Source organism: Pseudomonas cichorii, assembly GCF_019719005.1.
Taxonomy (GTDB): Bacteria; Pseudomonadota; Gammaproteobacteria; order Pseudomonadales; family Pseudomonadaceae; genus Aquipseudomonas; species Aquipseudomonas cichorii_E.
Genome location: NZ_JAIGPJ010000013.1, coordinates 26,043 through 43,758, shown reverse-complemented (window position 1 = coordinate 43,758; position 17,716 = coordinate 26,043). Strand labels below are relative to the sequence as shown.

17 protein-coding genes are annotated in these 17,716 nt (G+C 58.2%); 12 read left to right on the top strand and 5 right to left on the bottom strand.

The annotated features are described in order from the left end of the window. Window positions 1-10: 10 nt before the first annotated feature. From frr to rpsB, 4 genes are all read right to left on the bottom strand, one after another. Window positions 11-568: a ribosome recycling factor gene (frr, locus tag K5D32_RS12225; RefSeq protein ID WP_221576761.1), complete on the bottom strand. Its 558-nt coding sequence runs from the start codon at window positions 566-568 to the stop codon at window positions 11-13. After that, a complete protein-coding gene (gene pyrH, locus K5D32_RS12220) occupies window positions 565-1,308 on the bottom strand; it encodes a UMP kinase (protein ID WP_025258946.1) in 744 nt (247 codons plus the stop codon). The genes frr and pyrH overlap by 4 nt, the downstream gene beginning before the upstream one ends. 204 nt (window positions 1,309-1,512) lie before the next feature. Then, window positions 1,513-2,382: a translation elongation factor Ts gene (gene tsf / locus K5D32_RS12215; RefSeq protein WP_025258945.1), complete on the bottom strand. Its 870-nt coding sequence runs from the start codon at window positions 2,380-2,382 to the stop codon at window positions 1,513-1,515. Window positions 2,383-2,572: 190 nt separating this feature from the next. Then, entirely contained in the window at window positions 2,573-3,316 is a 744-nt protein-coding gene (rpsB, locus tag K5D32_RS12210) for a 30S ribosomal protein S2 (protein ID WP_025258944.1), read from the bottom strand. Between the two features lie 321 nt (window positions 3,317-3,637). On the opposite strand from rpsB, the gene map reads away from it, so the two are divergent. The 8 genes from map (at window position 3,638) to K5D32_RS12170 (ending at window position 12,608) form a co-directional block, all read left to right on the top strand. Then, window positions 3,638-4,420: a type I methionyl aminopeptidase gene (gene map / locus K5D32_RS12205; protein ID WP_025258943.1), complete on the top strand. Its 783-nt coding sequence runs from the start codon at window positions 3,638-3,640 to the stop codon at window positions 4,418-4,420. Between the two features lie 64 nt (window positions 4,421-4,484). After that, window positions 4,485-7,184, top strand: a complete 2,700-nt coding sequence (locus K5D32_RS12200) for a [protein-PII] uridylyltransferase (RefSeq protein WP_221600475.1) — start codon at window positions 4,485-4,487, stop codon at window positions 7,182-7,184. Between the two features lie 39 nt (window positions 7,185-7,223). Further along, window positions 7,224-8,417 carry a succinyldiaminopimelate transaminase gene (gene dapC / locus K5D32_RS12195; RefSeq protein ID WP_025258941.1) on the top strand — a complete coding sequence of 398 codons (1,194 nt, stop codon included), beginning with the start codon at window positions 7,224-7,226 and terminating at the stop codon, window positions 8,415-8,417. Window positions 8,418-8,780: 363 nt separating this feature from the next. Then, complete coding sequence (locus K5D32_RS12190) at window positions 8,781-9,302, top strand: DUF4760 domain-containing protein (protein WP_221600473.1); 522 nt, start codon at window positions 8,781-8,783, stop codon at window positions 9,300-9,302. 195 nt (window positions 9,303-9,497) lie between these two features. Then, on the top strand, window positions 9,498-9,869 hold the full coding sequence (locus tag K5D32_RS12185; protein ID WP_038399760.1) for an ArsC family reductase: 372 nt from the start codon (window positions 9,498-9,500) through the stop codon (window positions 9,867-9,869). 35 nt (window positions 9,870-9,904) lie between these two features. After that, entirely contained in the window at window positions 9,905-10,939 is a 1,035-nt protein-coding gene (gene dapD, locus K5D32_RS12180; RefSeq protein ID WP_221600471.1) for a 2,3,4,5-tetrahydropyridine-2,6-dicarboxylate N-succinyltransferase, read from the top strand. A gap of 59 nt (window positions 10,940-10,998) precedes the next feature. Then, window positions 10,999-12,204, top strand: a complete 1,206-nt coding sequence (locus K5D32_RS12175) for an aminotransferase class V-fold PLP-dependent enzyme (protein WP_221600469.1) — start codon at window positions 10,999-11,001, stop codon at window positions 12,202-12,204. Beyond that, on the top strand, window positions 12,201-12,608 hold the full coding sequence (locus tag K5D32_RS12170) for a SufE family protein (protein WP_221576755.1): 408 nt from the start codon (window positions 12,201-12,203) through the stop codon (window positions 12,606-12,608). The genes K5D32_RS12175 and K5D32_RS12170 overlap by 4 nt, the downstream gene beginning before the upstream one ends. Here K5D32_RS12170 and tcdA read toward each other — a convergent pair. Beyond that, window positions 12,599-13,429, bottom strand: a complete 831-nt coding sequence (tcdA, locus tag K5D32_RS12165; protein WP_221600467.1) for a tRNA cyclic N6-threonylcarbamoyladenosine(37) synthase TcdA — start codon at window positions 13,427-13,429, stop codon at window positions 12,599-12,601. The genes K5D32_RS12170 and tcdA overlap by 10 nt on opposite strands. Before the next feature lie 319 nt (window positions 13,430-13,748). On the opposite strand from tcdA, the gene K5D32_RS12160 reads away from it, so the two are divergent. From K5D32_RS12160 to K5D32_RS12145, 4 genes are all read left to right on the top strand, one after another. Further along, entirely contained in the window at window positions 13,749-15,182 is a 1,434-nt protein-coding gene (locus tag K5D32_RS12160; protein ID WP_221600465.1) for a DHA2 family efflux MFS transporter permease subunit, read from the top strand. Between the two features lie 114 nt (window positions 15,183-15,296). Further along, the gene (dapE, locus tag K5D32_RS12155; RefSeq protein ID WP_221600462.1) at window positions 15,297-16,448 is read left to right on the top strand and encodes a succinyl-diaminopimelate desuccinylase; all 1,152 of its coding nucleotides are present in this window, start codon (window positions 15,297-15,299) and stop codon (window positions 16,446-16,448) included. Further along, on the top strand, window positions 16,448-17,257 hold the full coding sequence (locus K5D32_RS12150; protein WP_221576751.1) for a putative RNA methyltransferase: 810 nt from the start codon (window positions 16,448-16,450) through the stop codon (window positions 17,255-17,257). The genes dapE and K5D32_RS12150 overlap by 1 nt, the downstream gene beginning before the upstream one ends. A gap of 18 nt (window positions 17,258-17,275) precedes the next feature. Beyond that, window positions 17,276-17,653, top strand: coding sequence for a hypothetical protein (locus tag K5D32_RS12145; RefSeq protein WP_201003606.1), 378 nt, complete (start codon window positions 17,276-17,278; stop codon window positions 17,651-17,653). The last annotated feature ends 63 nt before the right edge of the window (window positions 17,654-17,716 follow it).

Sequence of the window (17,716 nt, the reverse complement as noted above, 5' to 3'; positions counted from 1 at the left end):
GCCCCGAACCTTATACGGCCATCAGGTCTGCTTCTTTCTGCTTCGTCGCCGAGTCGATATCTGCCTCAGCCTTGTCAGTCAGTTTCTGGATATCAGTGGACGCGCGACGCTCTTCGTCTTCGCTGATTTCCTTGTCCTTGACCAGCTTCTTCAGCTCACCCAACGCGTCACGGCGAATGTTGCGCACGGCAACGCGAGCATCTTCAGCAGCACTGCGTGCCTGCTTGGTGAAGCCCTTGCGGGTTTCCTCAGTAAGGGCAGGCATGGAGATCAGCAGCATCTCGCCAAGGTTGGTCGGGTTCAGGTTCAGGCCTGCACTCTGGATCGCCTTGTCGACGGCTGCGAGCATGTTGCGCTCGAAAGCCACGACTTGCAGGGTACGGGAGTCTTTGACCGTCACGTTGGCAACACCACTCAAAGGGGTGTCAGCGCCGTAGTAAGGAACCATTACACTACCCAGGATGCTTGGGTGAGCCTTGCCGGTACGAATCTGGCCAAATGCATGAGCCAGTGACTCCAGGCTTTTCTGCATACGCGCCTGAGCGTCTTTCTTGATTTCGTTGATCATTGTTGAACTTCCTCGATCAGGGTTCCTTCAGCGCCGCCATGTACGATATTCAGCAGGGCGCCGGGCTTGTTCATGTTGAAGACGCGCAACGGCATCTTGTGATCGCGACACAGGCAGATAGCCGTCAGATCCATTACACCCAGCTTGCGATCCAGCACTTCATCGTAAGACAGATGATCGAACTTCTCGGCATTCGGGTCCTTGAACGGGTCTGCGGTGTAGACGCCATCGACCTTGGTCGCCTTGAGGACGACATCGGCATCGATTTCGATCGCTCGCAGGCAGGCAGCCGAATCCGTAGTGAAAAACGGATTGCCGGTTCCGGCAGCAAAGATGACGACTTCCTTGGAATTGAGATGGCGCATGGCCTTGCGACGATCGTAATGATCGGTCACGCCCATCATGGAGATGGCGGACATCACGATAGCCGAGATGTTGGCCCGCTCCAGCGCGTCACGCATTGCCAGGGCATTCATCACAGTGGCCAGCATGCCCATGTGATCACCCGTTACCCGATCCATACCGGCAGCACTCAGGGCTGCGCCACGGAACAGGTTGCCACCACCGATAACCAGCCCGACCTGAACGCCGATACCCACCAACTGGCCAACTTCCAGCGCCATGCGATCCAGTACCTTGGGGTCGATACCGAAATCTTCCGACCCCATCAGGGCCTCGCCGCTAAGCTTGAGTAGAATGCGTTTATAGCGAGCCTGATAACCACTGCCCTGCTGAGCCATTGCGAATCTCTCCTGCGGCGTTTTCTGAAAAAAATCTGTGCGGGCCGTTTCAGACCTGCGCTTACTCTAGCTTGACGCTGCAAGAGCGTCTGGAGAATGCAGCCTTACCGGCCAATTCTCAAAGGGAAATTCCCTTTCTTTTTTGACAAAGAGGCCGCGCGCGTGAGCGGGCAGCCTCTTTGGGGCGACAGTTGTAAAACCGTCTTACTTCTGGCTTGCAGCTACTTGAGCAGCAACTTCTTCAGCGAAGTTGTCGACTGGCTTCTCGATGCCTTCGCCCACTTTGAAGTAGGTGAAAGAAACGATTTCAGCGCCAGCTTTCTTCGCCAGAGCACCCACGGTGATTTCCGGGTTCTTGACGAATGCTTGCTCGACCAGGCTGGCTTCGGCCAGGAACTTGGTGATACGACCGCTCACCATTTTCTCGACGATTTCAGCAGGCTTGCCTTTGATCTTGTCTTCGTTCAGTTGCAGGAAGACGCCCTTCTCGCGCTCGATCGCTTCAGCCGAAACTTCCGAAGGCAGCAGGAACTCAGGGTTGCTTGCAGCAGCGTGCATGGCGATGTCTTTGGCCAGCTCGGCGTCACCGCCTTTCAGAGCCACGACTACACCGATCTTGTTGCCGTGCAGGTAAGCATTGACCACGTCACCTTCGATGCGAGCCAGGCGACGGATGTTGACGTTTTCGCCAACTTTGGCAACCAGGGCGGTACGCTCGGCCTCCTGAGCTTCGATCAGCGGAGCTGCGTCAGTCAGCTTGTCAGCGAAAGCTTTTTCGATGCTGCTGTTCACGAAGTTCTTGAAGTCGTCCTGCAGAGCCAGGAAGTCGGTCTGGGAGTTGACTTCGATGATGACAGCAGCTTTGCCGTCCGCACCGACTTTAACGCCGATAGCGCCTTCAGCAGCAACGTTGCCTGCTTTCTTGGCAGCCTTGATGGCGCCGGAAGCACGCATGTCGTCGATGGCTTTTTCGATGTCGCCGCCAGCCTTGGTCAAGGCCTTTTTGCAATCCATCATGCCTTCGCCGGTACGCTCGCGCAGTTCTTTGACCAACGCTGCAGTAATCTCTGCCATTTCAAAATCCTCTTGGATAGGTTTTCAACCATTCCACCCGGGTAAACGGGCGTTCAAATTCTTGAAAAATCAGGGTGACAGCAACACATGACAAGCAGCCCACGGTCACGCCAACAAATCATTTTCGAGGGGGCAAAAAGGGGGCCAAGCCCCCTTTTCGCGTACTGAGTAAACGCTAAGCGTTTGTTACTCAGCCTTCTACAGCTGCTGCAGCTGGAGCTTCTTCGACGTATACGTCGGTGCCGCCAGCGACATTGTTGCGACCACGGATAACAGCGTCAGCCATCGAACCCATGTACAGCTGGATAGCGCGGATTGCGTCATCGTTGCCCGGGATGATGTAGTCAACGCCTTCCGGGCTGCTGTTGGTATCGACTACGCCGATAACCGGGATGCCCAGCTTGTTGGCTTCGGTGATAGCAATGCGCTCGTGATCAACGTCGATAACGAACAGTGCATCAGGCAGACCGCCCATGTCCTTGATACCACCCAGGCTGCGATCCAGTTTTTCCAGATCACGGGTGCGCATCAGGGCTTCTTTCTTGGTCAGCTTGGCGAAAGTACCGTCTTCAGCCTGTACTTCCAGCTCGCGCAGACGTTTGATCGACTGACGGATGGTCTTGAAGTTGGTCAGCATGCCGCCCAACCAGCGGTGATCGACGTACGGCGAACCGCAACGTGCCGCTTCTTCAGCAACGATCTTGCCAGCGGAACGCTTGGTGCCGACGAACAGAATCTTGTTTTTGCCCTGAGCCAGGCGCTCAACGAAAGTCAGAGCTTCGTTGAACATTGGCAGGGTTTTTTCAAGGTTGATGATGTGAATCTTGTTACGCGCGCCGAAAATGTACTTGCCCATTTTCGGATTCCAGTAACGGGTTTGGTGACCGAAGTGCACACCGGCCTTCAGCATATCGCGCATATTGACTTGGGACATGATAGTTCCTTGATAAGTCGGGTTAGGCCTCCACGTATCCCAATGACCAACCAGTGGCGAGCCGCCAAAGGCACCCAGGTCATCGTGTCGACACGTGTGTGGGTTTAAGCTTCCAGGACGGACCTTGGAAAGCGGCGCATTTTATATCACAAAAGGAAAGCCAGCGAAACCCGAATCACACGCTTGTTTCTCCATCCTTTTGAAAACAGACAGATTCCCCAGTGTTTCCTTTATAGAAGGAAGCGCTAGTCATGAGCCCGGGTCTGATAGAATCGTCACTTTTCGCATTGACCGCGTGCAACCACGCAGAGAGAAATTCGAATGACCGTGACCCTCAAGACTCCAGAAGACATCGAAAAGATGCGCATCGCCGGTCGTCTGGCCGCCGAAGTACTGGAAATGATCACCCCCCACGTCAAGCCCGGTGTCACCACCGAAGAGCTCGACCGCATCTGCCACGACTACATCGTCAACGAGCAACAGGCGATTCCGGCGCCGCTCAACTACAAAGGCTTCCCCAAGTCGATCTGCACCTCGATCAACCATGTGGTCTGTCATGGCATTCCCGGCGAGAAGCAGCTCAAGAATGGCGACACCCTGAATATCGACATCACCGTCATCAAGGACGGTTATCACGGCGACACCAGCAAGATGTTCCACGTCGGCAAGGTGCCTGAGTGGGCCGAGCGCCTGTCGAAGATCACCCAGGAATGCCTGTACAAAGCCATCGAGATCGTCCGTCCGGGCACGCGCCTGGGGGATATCGGCTCAGTGATCCAGAAGCACGCCGAAAAGAACGGCTTTTCCGTCGTTCGTGAATTCTGCGGCCACGGCATCGGCAAGGTCTTTCACGAAGAACCACAGGTACTGCATTATGGCGAGGCTGGCACCGGCATCGAGCTGCTTGAAGGCATGACCTTCACCATCGAGCCGATGATCAACCAGGGTCGCGCCGACACCAAGATTCTCGGCGACGGCTGGACCGCCATCACCAAGGACCGCAAACTCTCTGCACAATGGGAGCACACGATTCTGGTGACCGCTGACGGCTATGAGATTTTCACCCTGCGCAGCGATGACACCATCGCGCGGACATCAGCCTGACACGACCTGTTCGCCCGACACCAAGCCCGCACAGCCAGATATAGATATAAAGGAAAGCCGTTCCATGCCGCAGGTGGATCCCGATTTGTTCGACCGCGGCCAGTTCCAGGCCGAACTGGCCTTGAAAGCAAGCCCCATCGCCGCTTTCAAGAAAGCCATCCGCAAAGCGCGTGACGTGCTCGACGAGCGCTTTCGCGAAGGCCGGAATATTCGCCGCCTGATCGAGGATCGGGCCTGGTTCGTGGATAACATCCTGCAACAGGCCTGGGATCAGTTCGACTGGAGCGAAGACGCCGACATCGCCCTGCTGGCGGTCGGCGGCTACGGTCGTGGCGAACTGCATCCTTATTCGGATATCGACCTGCTGATCCTGCTGGACAGCGCCGATCACGAAGTCTTTCGCGACTCCATCGAGCGCTTCCTGACCCTGCTGTGGGACATCGGCCTTGAAGTCGGGCAAAGCGTGCGTTCTGTGGATGAGTGCGCCCAGGAAAGCCTGGCCGACCTGACCGTCATCACCAATCTGATGGAAAGCCGCACCATCGCCGGCCCCGAGCACCTGCGCCAGCGGATGCTGGAAGTCACCAGCACGCAGCATATGTGGCCTAGCAAGGACTTCTTCCTGGCCAAACGCTCCGAACAGAAGAAACGGCACCACAAATACAACGACACCGAATACAACCTGGAGCCCAACGTCAAAGGTTCCCCCGGTGGCCTGCGGGACATCCAGACCATCCTCTGGGTCGCCCGGCGCCAATACGGCACCCTGAACCTGCGCGCACTGGCGGGTGAAGGCTTCCTGCTGGAAAGCGAGAACAACCTGCTGGCCTCCTCCCAGGAATTTCTCTGGAAAGTGCGCTACGCCCTGCACATGCTGGCCGGGCGATCCGAAGACAGGCTGCTGTTCGATTACCAGAGCAGCATCGCTGGCCTGCTGGGCTATCAGGACAGCGACGCGAAGCTGGCCATCGAACGCTTCATGCAGAAGTACTACCGCGTAGTCATGAGCATCGCCGAACTGAGCGACCTGATCATCCAGCACTTTGAAGAAGTCATTCTGGTGGAGGATGACGGCAGCAGCACGCAGCCGATCAATTCACGCTTCCAGTTGCATGACGGTTATATCGAAGCCACGAAGCCGAACGTTTTCAAGCGCACGCCGTTCGCCATGATCGAAATCTTCGTGCTGATGGCTCAACGCCCGGAGATCAAGGGCGTGCGAGCCGACACGATTCGCCTGCTGCGCGAACACCGGCACCTGATCAACGACGATTTCCGCAACGATATCCGCAATACCAGCCTGTTCATCGAGCTGTTCAAGTGCGAGCAAGGCATCCACCGCAACCTGCGCCGAATGAACCGCTATGGAATCCTGGGCCTGTACCTGCCCGAATTCGGCCATATCGTGGGCCAGATGCAGCATGACCTGTTCCACATCTATACGGTGGATGCGCACACGCTGAACCTGATCAAGCACATGCGCAGGCTGCAATACGCCGATGTAGCCGAGAAATTCCCGCTGGCCAGCAAGCTCATGGCGCGCCTGCCCAAGCCGGAGCTCGCTTATCTGGCCGGCCTGTATCACGACATCGGCAAAGGACGCGGCGGCGACCACTCCGAACTGGGCGCCGTGGATGCCGAGGCCTTCGGCATACGCCACCATCTGCCAGCATGGGACACACGCCTGATCGTCTGGCTGGTCAGCAACCATCTGGTGATGTCCACCACCGCGCAGCGCAAGGACCTTTCCGACCCTCAGGTCATCCACGACTTCGCGCAGTTCGTCGGCGACGAGGTGCATCTGGATTACCTCTATGTGCTGACCGTCGCCGACATCAACGCAACCAACCCGACGCTCTGGAACTCCTGGCGCGCCAGCCTGTTGCGCCAGTTGTATACCGAAACAAAGCGGGCCTTGCGCCGCGGACTGGAAAACCCGGTCGACCGCGAGGAACAGATTCGTCGTACGCAGATTGCCGCCCTGGACATCCTGGTGCGCAACGGCATCGACCCGGACGACGTGGAACAGCTCTGGTCAGCCTTGGGTGACGATTACTTCCTGCGCCATACCGCTGGCGATGTGGCCTGGCACAGCGATGCCATCCTGCAGCAGCCTGCCGATGGCGGCCCGCTGGTGCTGATCAAGGAAACCACCCAGCGCGAGTTCGAGGGCGGTACCCAGATTTTCATCTACGCACCGGACCAGCATGACTTCTTCGCTGTGACCGTGGCCGCGATGGACCAGTTGAACCTGAACATCCATGACGCGCGCATCATTACGTCCAGCAGCCAGTTCACCCTCGATACCTATATCGTGCTGGACAACGATGGCGGTTCAATCGGCGACAACCCCGAGCGAACCCGGCAAATCCGTGACGGCCTGGCCGAAGCGCTGCGCACCCCGGACAACTACCCGACCATCATCAAGCGTCGTGTACCGCGCCAGCTCAAGCATTTTGCCTTCGAGCCCCAGGTGACCATCCACAACGATGCTCAACGCCCGGTGACCGTGCTGGAACTGCTGGCCCCCGATCGCCCGGGACTGCTGGCACGCATCGGCAAGATTTTTCTGGAGTTCGACCTGTCCCTGCAGAACGCCAAGATCGCGACCCTGGGAGAGCGAGTGGAAGACGTGTTTTTCATCACCGACGCCAACAATCAACCACTGTCTGATCCTCAGTTATGCAGCCGCCTGCAGGAAGCCATCGCCAAGCAATTGAGTGTCAATTCAGAGCCGGACAGCAGCTTGCGGATCAGTATCTAACGAATCGACTCGGCGCTCAGCCATTAAGGACCCAGCATCATGAACAACGCCATGCAACAGCTTCAGCCTTACCCGTTCGAGAAGCTTCGCGCCCTGCTCGGCAGCGTGACGCCCAACCCGGACAAGCGCCCCGTGGCCTTGTCCATCGGCGAGCCGAAGCATCGTTCACCCGAGTTCGTCGCCAAGGCCCTGGCCGACAACCTCGATCAAATGGCGGTCTATCCGACGACGCTGGGGATCCCGGCCCTGCGCGAAGCCATTGCCGGCTGGTGCAACCGTCGTTTCAATGTGCCCGAAGGCTGGATCGACCCGGCGCGCAACGTCCTGCCGGTCAACGGCACCCGCGAAGCGCTGTTTGCCTTCACCCAGACCGTGGTCAACCGCAGCGACGATGGCCTGGTGGTCAGCCCCAACCCGTTCTACCAGATCTACGAAGGCGCAGCGTTCCTGGCCGGCGCTCAGCCGCACTACCTGCCCTGCCTGAGCGAGAACGGTTTCAACCCTGATTTCGATGCGGTCACACCGGATATCTGGAAGCGCTGCCAGATCCTGTTCCTGTGCTCGCCCGGTAATCCGACTGGCGCGCTGATTCCACTGCCGACCCTGAAAAAGCTGATTGCCCTGGCCGACGAATACGATTTCGTGATCGCCGCGGACGAGTGCTACAGCGAATTGTACTTCGACGAGCAGACACCTCCGCCCGGCCTGCTCACCGCCTGCGCCGAACTGGGCCGCCAGGACTTCAAGCGTTGCGTGGTCTTCCACAGCCTGTCCAAGCGCTCCAACCTGCCAGGCCTGCGTTCGGGCTTCGTGGCCGGTGACGCCGACATCCTCAAGGCTTTCCTGCTGTACCGCACCTACCACGGCTGCGCCATGCCGGTTCAGACCCAACTGGCCAGTATTGCAGCCTGGAATGACGAAGAGCACGTACGCGCCAACCGCGACCTGTATCGCGAGAAGTTCGACGCAGTCCTGGAAATCCTCGCCCCCGTGCTGGATGTCCAACGCCCGGATGGTGGTTTCTACCTGTGGCCAAACGTGGGCAAGGACGACGCCGAATTCTGCCGCGACCTGTTCGCCGACCAGCATGTAACGGTTGTACCGGGCTCCTACCTGTCCCGCGAAGCCAATGGCGTCAACCCTGGCGCAGGCCGCGTACGCCTGGCACTGGTTGCACCACTGGCCGAATGCATCGAAGCCGCCGAGCGGATTCGCGCCTTTATCACTCGCTGAGTGCTGCGACTCCATGGCACGCCCGGGAAGCAAGGAACCGGACAGTATTGGACAGGTCAACCCCCCGAGGAAACACTGTGTAGCAGTGTTCGGTGGCCGTAGAGGTTTGCGACATAAAGTAAATTAATTAGCCGTTGGTAAATTAATTTGCTAAAAAAGGTCCTGAAATGTCTTCTGGTGCCACCCAAGGATAAGGGCCAGCCAAAGCTTGGCGCGATTGGCGCGCCAAGAAGCGAGCGAGAGGGACTGAGAGATGAATGTAATTAACACCATCGCGTATGACGAGTATGAAGGCTTCTAATAGCTACATCGTGTCAAAAAAAGGAGGCTAGAGCCTCCTTTTTTGATGCCTCAAGGAAAAGGATGAACGGGATTTCTATGTTTTGGGAATGTATTTCTCAGGTCTTGGCGGCCGAATGGTTTAGAGGGCTGATGCTGTTTGTAGCGGTAACTGTGGCCATCACCTCAGTGCTGAGCGTCAAGTCCACAGCAAAAAAGAAACAAACGGCAGACCTGCTTTTCGGCACCAGAGCAGATGACCGACTGACAGAAGGTTACAAATGCCTTCAGGAACTGCACAACGGCACAGACCTGAATATCCGGACCCTTGCAATGGGCGCTCCGGCATACGCCGAACAAGCCAGGAGCGTTCGCTATGTTCTCAACCATTGGGAACGTGTTTTTGTAGGCGTTCGACAAAACATCTATGACGAATGCATGCTTCGCGAGGCGAATTACAACGTAGTGATCCGCATGTATGACCAAGCACGCCCATTCATTGAGGCCGTTCGCGAAAAATCGCACATAGATACCTACTGGCAATGCCTGGAAGAAGCTGCTGAGCGGTGGAGAAAATCACCGCTCAAGCCGATGAAAAAGAAGTAAAACTGCTTATTCCTGAACAAAATTGAATCTGTTTTAGTCATGAAGCGCCCAATTCATCGCATTCGGGCGCTTCGCCTTTCAGAACAGATCTTGTTGCTGATGCTTTATGGATCTGTACCGCGACATCGAGGCGTGCAGTGGATTGACGTGGCATAATCATCGGCTGTTTTTCAGAATGCATGAGGCATTTGGGCAATGGGAAATTCCGCCGATGGCAGCAAAGGCATTTGTCTATACGGCATCAAAGCCTGCGACACGATGAAAAAAGCTCGTACCTGGCTCGATGAACATGCTGTGAGCTACGAGTTTCATGATTACAAGACCCTTGGCATTGACCGTGAGCACCTGACGCAGTGGTGCGATGAACACGGCTGGCAAGTGGTGCTGAACCGCGCGGGGACGACCTTTCGCAAGCTCGATGACGGACAGAAGGCCGATCTCGATCAGGCCAAGGCAATCGAACTGATGCTCGCGCAGCCGTCGATGATCAAGCGCCCGGTGCTGGATCTTGGCGATAAAACCCTGATTGGTTTCAAACCCGACCTGTATGCAACGGCCATCGCCTGATTGAGATGGCCCTTTAATTGGCAAGAGGAATTTGCATGTCTACTACCCTGTTCAGCCTGGCCTTCGGTGTCGGCACTCAAAACCGTCAAGGCGCGTGGCTGGAAGTCTTTTACGCTCAGCCGCTGATCAACCCGTCGGCAGAACTGATTGCTGCCATCGCTCCGGTCCTGGGCTACACCACTGGCAACCAGGCCATTGCGTTCAACACCGACCAGGCCTCGAAACTGGCCGATGCGGTCAAACACGTCGATGCCGCTCAAGCCGCCCTGCTGACTCGCCTGGCTGAAAGCCACAAGCCGCTGGTTGCCACGCTGCTGGCAGAAGACGCGCCCCTGACTTCAACGCCTGAGGCTTACCTCAAGCTGCATCTGCTGTCCCATCGTCTGGCCAAGCCACACGGTCTGAACCTGGCCGGTATCTTCCCGCTGCTGCCAAACGTTGCATGGACCAGCCAGGGTGCCGTGGATCTGGCCGAACTGGCCGAGCGTCAACTCGAAGCACGCCTGAAAGGCGAGCTGCTGGAAGTCTTCTCGGTCGACAAGTTCCCGAAAATGACCGACTACGTCGTGCCGAGCGGCGTGCGTATCGCTGACAGCGCCCGTGTTCGCCTGGGTGCCTACGTGGGCGAAGGCACCACCGTGATGCATGAAGGTTTCGTCAATTTCAACGGCGGTACCGAAGGTCCGGGCATGATCGAAGGCCGTGTTTCGGCAGGCGTCTTCGTCGGCAAGGGCTCGGATCTGGGCGGCGGTTGCTCCACCATGGGCACTCTGTCCGGTGGCGGCAATATCGTCATCAAGGTTGGCGAAGGCTGCCTGATCGGTGCCAACGCCGGTATCGGCATTCCGTTGGGCGACCGCAATACCGTCGAAGCCGGTCTGTACATCACCGCTGGCACCAAGGTCGCTCTGCTCGATGAAAACAACGAGCTGGTCAAAGTCGTCAAGGCCCGCGATCTGGCAGGCCAGACTGACCTGCTGTTCCGTCGCAACTCGCAGACCGGCGCGGTGGAATGCAAGACCCACAAGTCGGCCATCGAGCTGAACGAAGCACTGCACGCTCATAACTGATGCCGTGTCCGGGTACAGGGTTTCACACCCTGTACCCGCTCCATCGAGCAGGATGAACAATGCCCCTCATTTCTCCATGGCGCGCTGACTTTCCTGCCATCGACGCCCTTCAGCGCCAGGGCCAGACCTATCTGGACAGCGCTGCAACCACGCAAAAACCCCAGGCATTGATCAATGCCCTGACCCATTACTACGCAAACGGTGCCGCCAATGTGCATCGTGCGCAGCATTTACCCGGTGCCCACGCCACTCAGGCGTTCGAGGACAGCCGCTACAAGGTCGCTCACTGGCTGAACGCCCATGAATCCGGCCAGATCATTTTCACCCATGGCGCGACCTCAGCCCTCAACCTGCTGGCCTACGGCCTGGAGCAGGAGTTTGTAGAAGGCGACGAGATTGTCATCAGCGCTCTGGAACACCACGCCAATCTGTTGCCCTGGCAGCAACTGGCCCAGCGCCGCAACCTGAAACTGGTGGTCCTGCCCCTCGACAGCCATGGCCTGATCGATCTGAATGCTGCCACCACGCTGATCGGCCCACGCACGCGCCTGCTGGCGGTGAGTCAGCTCTCCAACGTACTCGGTGCCTGGCAGCCCTTGCCGCGCCTGATGGAACTGGCCAGGGCGCAAGGCGCATTGACGGTGGTGGATGGTGCGCAGGGCGTGGTCCATGGTCGGCATGATGTACAGGAACTGGGTTGCGACTTCTATGTGTTTTCCAGCCACAAGCTCTACGGCCCGGACGGGCTCGGCGTGCTGTATGCAAGCAACACGGCACTGCCACGCCTGAAGCACTGGCAATACGGCGGTGAGATGGTGCTCGACGCCGATTATCAACAGGCCAGCTTCCGTCCAGCGCCCCTGGGTTTCGAGGCCGGTACGCCGCCGATTGCCAGCGTGATCGGTCTGGGCGCGGCGCTGGATTATCTGGACAGTCTGGATCAGCAGGCCGTGGCCGAGCATGAAGCCCGACTGCATCAGCGTCTTCTGGAAGGCTTGCAACAGCGCGAAGGTATTCGCGTGCTGGGTTCGCCGGAACTGGCGCTGGTCAGCTTCGTGGTCGATGGCGTGCATAACGCCGATCTGGCTCACCTGCTGACCGAACAGGGCATTGCCGTGCGCGCTGGCCATCATTGCGCGATGCCGCTGCTCAAGAGTCTCGGGCTGCCGGGCGCAATCCGTGTATCACTTGGCCTATACAACGATTCGGATGACTTGCTGCGCTTTTTCAGCGCTCTGGATCAGGCGCTGGAGTTGCTGCGATGACCCTGACCACAGGTGCGCAAACCGCGCTGGACACCTTCAGCCAGCTTCAAGGCTGGGAACAACGCGCTCGCCTGCTGATGCAATGGGGCGACCGGTTGCCCGCACTGAGCGACGACGAAAAGTCCGAAGAGCATCGGGTGCATGGCTGTGAAAGCAAGGTCTGGCTACTGGGCACTGTCAGCGAGGGGCGCTGGCAGTTTCGTGCCGCCAGCGATGCCCGGCTGATTCGTGGCCTGGTGGCACTGCTGCTGGAGCGGGTCAACGGCCTGTCGGAGCAGGAGCTGCTGGAAGTAGACCTGCCCGACTGGTTCAACCAATTGGGCCTGAGTCGCCAGCTGTCACCTTCGCGCAGCAACGGCCTCAACGCCGTGCTGCAAAAGATGCGGCAACTGGCTCACGCCTGAGGCGGCGGGACCGAAACCGGTTTTGCACGCTCGGACGGGCGTCGTGTTCCGGCCACCAGCTTGTCGATGGCCCGGGTGGCCGCGACCATGCCGAAGGTCGCCGTCACCATCATCACCGCGCCGAAACCTCCCGCGCAGTCGAGCTTCACGCCATCGCCCACAAAACGCTTCTGCAGGCAGATGCTGCCATCAGGCTTTGGATAGCGCAGTTGTTCACTGGAAAACACACAAGGCACGCTGTAGTGGCGATTCGGCGTGCGGGAAAAACCGTATTCGCGACGCAGGGTCGAGCGCACCTTGGAGGCCAGCGGATCGTTGAAAGTGCGGTTCAGGTCGCACACCTGAATCTGGGTCGGGTCGATCTGCCCGCCCGCGCCGCCCGTGGTCACGATCTGGATCTTGCGTCGCTTGCACCATGAAATCAGCGCAGCCTTGGCATTGACGCTGTCGATGCAGTCGATCACGAAGTCCAGGTCCGGGGTGATGTAATCCGCCATGGTGTCCCGGGTCACGAAGTCGCTGACAGCATGCACCGTACACGCAGGGTTGATGGCCTTTATGCGTTCGGCCATGACCTCGACCTTGGGCCGCCCTACCGTGCTGTCCAGCGCATGCAACTGGCGATTGCTGTTGCTGACGCAGACGTCATCCATATCGAACAGGGAAATTTCGCCCACACCGCAGCGCGCCATGGCCTCGGCCGCCCATGAACCCACGCCGCCGATACCGACCACGGCCACATGAGCTGCACGCAAGCGCTCCAGCCCCTCGATGCCGTACAAACGGGCGATGCCTGCGAACCGTGGATCTTCTGTGCTCATGTCAATTACCCCGAAAAACCGGCGCGCATTATAAGAGGTTTGGCAGAGGCGCGGCACCCTTCTCATCGCCCGGTTTGCCATCACTGCCTGCGGAGCACCGAGCGTGAAGATAAAAAATAACGCGCCAAATATGCAAAAAACATGGGTATGCACATCAAAAAATTCACCTCAACTAAATATATATACCTCCTCACCGAATTATTTTGTTTATAAACCAGGATCAGTACAGCAACACACTGCCCCCAAGAGTTCCATACCCTGACGCCTCGGACAACTTCACCTCTGTGCAATCAGAAAAACCAAAAACGGATGCATATTCATGAGCACCCTTAACACCCACTCGCCTGATTCACATCAGGAGCAAGTAGCCTTTCACGAAAAGCGCTGGCAAGCGTTAACCGTTATCTGTCTGGCAACCCTGATGATCGTGCTGGATACAACGATCGTTAACGTCGCACTCCCCTCCATCAAGCTGGACCTGGGCTTTGATGATGTCTCGCTGACATGGGTCATCAATGTCTATCTGCTGACCTTTGGCGGCTTCCTGCTACTGGGTGGTCGCCTTGGCGATCTGTATGGGCAGCGGGTGATTTTCGTCTGGGGGACCAGCCTGTTTACCCTGGCATCACTGGCCTGCGGTATCGCAACGACTCAAGAGACGCTTATCGCAGCCCGCGCACTTCAAGGCTTTGGCGGTGCACTGCTGACCTCGACGGCGCTGTCGCTCATCATTCGCCTGTTCACAGACCCGCACGAACGTGCAAAAGCCATTGGTGCCTACAGCTTCGTGTGTACCGGTGGCGGCAGCATCGGTGTACTACTCGGTGGCGTCCTGACCGACCTTTATGAGTGGTATGCGATTTTCCTGATCAATCTGCCGATAGGCGTTCTTGTTCTCGCACTGAGTCGACGCTTGCTTCCACCTGCCGGAATAACAGAAAAAGGCGCCCTGGACATAGCAGGTGCCATTACAATAATTGCAGCGTTGATATTGGCCGTTTATGCAATCATGAATGGCAATCATATTGGCTGGACTTCTAAAACAACAGTAAGCCAACTGACCTTGGCAAGCCTAATGTTCATTGTATTTATCGGGATAGAACTTTGTACGAAAGTTCCTCTGATTCCTGTACGTCTTTTCCGCTCAAGAAATCTGACAACGGCAAACTTCATCGGGATGCTTTGGGCAACTTCCATGTTTGCCTGGTTTTTTCTTTGTGCCCTGTACCTTCAACAAGTACTGGACTACTCACCTCTTGAAGTCGGTCTGGCGTTTCTTCCGGCCAATCTGGTGATGGCCCTGTGTTCTTTGCTCCTGTCTTCAAGGCTCATCATTCGCTACGGCGCCAAACTGCCGCTGGTTCTTGGGCTCGCGCTCGCCGCCGCAGGTCTTTTCCTGCTGGCCAGGGCACCCGTCGATGGCAATTTCCTGCTGGAGATCCTGCCGGGGATGCTGCTGATCGGCGTGGGTGCCGGCATGGGTTTCAACCCGATACTGGTGGCCGCCATGAGTGATGCAAAGACCGGCGAAGAAGGTATCGCTTCGGGCATCGTCAATACCTCTTTCATGATGGGAGGCGCGCTGGGTCTGGCGATTATCAGCAGCCTGGCTTCGCATTACAGCGAACGACTCACAGAAGCAGGCCACACCGCACTTGAAGCCTTGAGCGGTGGCTATGGCGCGGCGTTCCTGCTCGGTGGCCTGCTGGCGCTTGTGGCATCACTGACCGGGGCAATATTCATGCGCAAATGACAGCGTAATTGAAGGTCCGGGTATCGAACAGCGGTCATGAACGGCGTTTAACTTCGTTTTGCTTTAAGATATCCGCCTTTTCGCGCCCACAGCCTTGTTCCCGGAGTTCTGTTCATGACAGCCCCAGCCGACCTTTCGCCCACGCTTCAACTCGCCTGCGACCTGATTCGCCGTCCTTCGGTCACTCCGGTCGATGCCGATTGCCAGACCGTGATGATGCAACGCCTGGGCGATGCGGGCTTCAAGCTGGAGCCGATGCGCATCGAAGATGTCGACAACTTCTGGGCCACCCATGGCACCAGCGAAGGTCCGGTGCTGTGCTTCGCCGGTCACACCGATGTGGTTCCCACCGGCCCGGTCCAAGCCTGGCAGACTGATCCGTTCGATGCACTGATCGATGAGCACGGCATGCTCTGCGGTCGTGGCGCAGCGGACATGAAAGGCAGTCTGGCGGCGATGGTGGTGGCGTGCGAGCGTTTCGTCAGCGATTACCCCGACCACCAGGGTTCGGTGGCATTCCTGATCACCAGCGACGAAGAAGGCCCGGCACACCATGGCACCAAAGCAGTGGTTGAACGTCTGGCGGCACGCAAGGAGCGTCTGGACTGGTGCATCGTCGGCGAACCGTCGAGCACCACGCTGGTGGGCGATGTGGTAAAGAACGGACGTCGCGGCTCCCTGGGCGCCAAGCTCACCGTGCGCGGCATTCAGGGCCATGTGGCCTACCCGCATCTGGCGAAGAACCCGATTCATCTGGCCGCTCCGGCGCTGGCCGAACTGGCCGCCGAGCACTGGGACGATGGCAATGCCTTTTTCCCGCCGACCAGCTTCCAGATATCCAACCTCAATTCGGGCACTGGCGCGACCAACGTGATCCCCGGTGATCTGGTGGCGGTATTCAACTTCCGCTTCTCGACCGAATCCACCGTCGAAGGTCTGCAACAGCGTGTCGCCACCATCCTCGACAAACACGGTCTGGACTGGCACGTAGACTGGGCGCTGTCGGGCCTGCCTTTCCTCACCGAGCCCGGCGCATTGCTGGACGCGGTTTCGGCCAGCATCAAGCAGGTCACCGGTCGCGAAACCAAGGCGTCCACCAGCGGCGGCACGTCGGATGGCCGCTTTATCGCGACCCTGGGGACTCAGGTGGTTGAACTGGGGCCGGTCAACGCGACCATCCACCAGGTCAACGAACGCATCCTGGCCAGCGATCTCGATGTCCTGACCGAGATCTACTACCAGACCATGGTCAAGTTGCTCGCCTGATGCTGACCTGCCCAATCTGTTCAGCGCCTCTGGGCGCCGCCGACAATGGCGTGGTCTGCCCAGCCAATCATCGCTTCGACCGTGCACGTCAGGGCTATCTGAACCTGTTGCCGGTGCAGCACAAGAACAGCCGTGATCCTGGCGACAATCAGGCCATGGTCGAGGCCCGACGCGACTTCCTGAATTCAGGGCATTACGCGCCGGTGGCTCAGCGTCTGGCCGAACTGGCTGCAGAACGTGCCCCGGCTCGCTGGCTGGATATCGGCTGTGGCGAGGGTTACTACACAGCGCAGATCGCCGAGGCCCTGCCTGATGCCGATGGCTATGCGCTGGATATTTCCCGCGAAGCGGTCAAGCGCGCCTGCCGCCGTAACCCGAAGCTGACCTGGATGGTCGCCAGCATGGCCCGTGTGCCAATGCCAGATGCCAGCTGCCAGTTTCTGGCCAGCGTTTTCAGCCCTCTGGACTGGAAAGAAGCCAAGCGTTTGCTGACTCCCGGCGGCGGACTGATGCGCGTCGGCCCCACCAACGAACACCTGATGGAGCTGCGCCAGCGGCTCTACGATGAAGTGCGCGATTACGCTGACGACAAGCACCTGGCTCTGGTGCCGGAAGGCATGCAGTTACAACACAGCGAAACCCTGCGCTACACCCTGAAGCTGATCGACGGGCAGTCCCGCGCCGACCTGCTGGCCATGACGCCCCATGGATGGCGTGCCAGCGCCGAGCGCCGCACGGCTGTCATCGAGCATCCCGGACCGTTCAAGGTCACCGTTTCCATGCGCTACGATTATTTCGTGCTGCTGTAGCATTCAAGTGAGGCCCCCATGCGCCAACCCGATATCGAGATTTACCTCAAAGACGAAGACGTCGATCACAAGGCCATTGCCCAATGGCTCGGCGCCGCGCTCGGCCCTTGCAGCGACTGGACCCAGAAAGGCCAGACCTGGAAGTGCAAGGCCGGCAATGTTCCTGTGACCTGGTTGCCAAAAGCAGTCGGCAAATGGAACAGCCTGTACCTGGAAAGCGACCAAACCCCGTGGGAAGACGACATCGCCTGCGCCCGCGCTGCCTTCGCCGCCCTCAATGTCGAAGTACGCTGCGCGCCGGGGACCTGGGTCGAAGAAGAAAGCGATGATGCTGCCGATCGCTGGATTCGCATCAGCGCCGATGGGGAAGAAGAGATTACCTGGCGCACTTCGTAACCCTTTCGCGAATGAATTCGCTCCCACCCCGGCCGGAACGAATTCATTCGCCGAAGGTTCCAG